Origin of the sequence: Serratia sp. HMSC15F11 (assembly GCF_001808215.1) — a bacterium.
Lineage (GTDB): Bacteria > Pseudomonadota > Gammaproteobacteria > Enterobacterales > Enterobacteriaceae > Serratia > Serratia nevei.
Genome location: NZ_KV792449.1, coordinates 44,014 through 46,111, shown reverse-complemented (window position 1 = coordinate 46,111; position 2,098 = coordinate 44,014). Strand labels below are relative to the sequence as shown.

At 40.8% G+C, this 2,098-nt stretch carries 3 protein-coding genes; all 3 read right to left on the bottom strand.

Annotation, left to right across the window (positions count from 1 at the left end):
- Position 1: 1 nt before the first annotated feature.
- Positions 2-352, bottom strand: coding sequence for a hypothetical protein (locus tag HMPREF3138_RS10500; protein ID WP_070559037.1), 351 nt, complete (start codon positions 350-352; stop codon positions 2-4).
- A 79-nt stretch (positions 353-431) separates the two neighbouring features.
- Complete coding sequence (locus tag HMPREF3138_RS10495; protein WP_028018370.1) at positions 432-1,616, bottom strand: sensor histidine kinase; 1,185 nt, start codon at positions 1,614-1,616, stop codon at positions 432-434.
- A partial coding sequence (locus HMPREF3138_RS25460; protein ID WP_246828720.1) for a winged helix-turn-helix domain-containing protein occupies positions 1,613-2,098 on the bottom strand: 486 nt, incomplete at its 5' end. The genes HMPREF3138_RS25460 and HMPREF3138_RS10495, both read right to left, overlap by 4 nt.

Sequence of the window (2,098 nt, the reverse complement as noted above, 5' to 3'; positions counted from 1 at the left end):
CTCATATCAGGAACTTGTTCGCACCTTCCCTAGGTTCTAAAGTCGCGATCGTTTGCCCGGCTTTTAATTTCGCCCCTACATCGACTGGACGGCTGAGGAGCCGACCGTCAATACGAAACGAGAGTTGAGATTCTTCATGGGGACGAATTTCTCCGGTATGCTTTATCAAAACTCCGCTAACCGGATTATCGACGACAAGGGTTCGTACGGAACGTATAGGCACCTCCTCCTTCTTTGCATTATCATCACACCCTGGCAATAGCACAAACACTGGAATAATAAACAGTTTCCAGTATTGAAATAGGAACACGCTCTTGAGCGTATTTATTGTTCTGAATAAACCTACTGACATAAGACATTCTCCTGATGACCTGTAGAAGAATTAAACCTTTTTTAAGTGTAGATTTAGTCAATTTTTTTACAAGAAATCATCAAGACACTATTTTCATTGGAAGAATTAGTAAAAATAGCATCCCGCCATCAGGATGATTCTGAGCACTGATACTGCCACCATGCTCTTGGCTTATTGCCATAGCTATAGAAAGACCAAGTCCACTCCCACCCAGATTTCTCGACCGAGAACCCTCCTCTCTTGAGAATCGTTCGAACATCATAGGCAAAAACGCTTCACTGACTCCCGGTCCATAATCGCGAAAACCGACGATAACTTTATCATTTGAATGATTAATAGTGATTGTCAGTTTATTGCCGGAATGAGCGTAACGCAGTGCATTTTTTATGATAATTGTGACAACTTGCCCAATTCTGAACGCATCTGCATAGACAAATACGGGGGTGGTACTTTCAAATTCAATCGTAAAACATTCTTGAGAAACTTCTGCCTTTAGCCATTGCAAACGCTCATTAATCAAATCACAAATATTTATATTGTATTTTTCTAATGACAATGCTCCAGCTTGGGATAGCGACAACATTTGAAGATCATCAATAAGACGATTAAGGTTCACCAATGGCTGCATGACTAAACTTAATTGTTCCCTACCAGGCTCAAAAACGCCATCCATAATTCCCTGAAGCCGTGCGATTGAAGCCGTCAGTGGAGAGCGTAATTCATGCGCCATTGCAATATGAGAGGCTCGAAGCTCATTTTCATAATAAGTAAGTTTCTGGGTCATCTCATTGAAATTGTAAGTTAGAGCAAGAAGTTCTTCCGGTGCTTTATTTTCTATTTTTGCTTGAACAGAGAAATCCCCATCGGTGACTTTCCTTGCTGCAGAAACCAAGTTGAAAAATTGTTTCGCCAACGGCCTTGACATATAAAGCCCCAGTGTAATCATTAAAGGAATAGCTACAATAATTAAAATCCCTAGCATAATCCAATCCGCCGAGGCGATCGATGGATCCGCGAAATCAAAGCCATACCAATAGTGAAAAAGGCTATAAAACCTGTACAAATCTTCATTTGGATTTGCAAGCAAATGCAGGAATTCCTTTCTAACATCCTCCGGCATTTCATGATACAAAATCCAATAATTATAAATAGCAAACCGCAACCACATGCAGAACGCTATAATGACAACCGCACCAATGGACTGAGAAATAACTCTCACGCAGATCCACTTCCAGAGAGAGACTCTTTTATTTTTCGCGTTCATTTGTTCCAATACCTATATCCCATTGCTCTAACTGTCAACAGTACATCATTCACTCCAACCGAATTGAGCTTCTTCCTTAAATTGTATATATGTGTATCAACAACCCGTTCAAATGCATCACTTTCTGGCAAGCACATATTCAACAATGTTTGTCGGGAAAAAGCTCTTTTGGGCGCTCGCATTAACACAGATAAAATTGAAAATTCGGTTGGCGTAAGTTCCACTGCGATTTTAATATGTTCGGTAGGGCAAACGTGAACTAACATTGCCTCTTCATCAAGTTGTACTGGGCCACAAATAATAAGCTCAGATCTTATATTCAATATACTCGTTCTTCTTAGCACTGCATGAACCCGAGCTACAACCTCTCCTGGGTTATACGGCTTCACTATATAATCATCTACCCCATGCCTCAACGAGGAAATCTTATCTTGTATTTCGCCGATTGCAGTCACCATGATGACCGGCACATCGCTCTTTCT

Bases quoted from the DNA above. Each gene is read 5' to 3' on its own strand.
- HMPREF3138_RS10495 (WP_028018370.1), bottom strand. From the start codon at position 1,616: ATGAACGCGAAAAATAAAAGAGTCTCTCTCTGGAAGTGGATCTGCGTG.
- HMPREF3138_RS10500 (WP_070559037.1), bottom strand. From the start codon at position 352: ATGTCAGTAGGTTTATTCAGAACAATAAATACGCTCAAGAGCGTGTTC.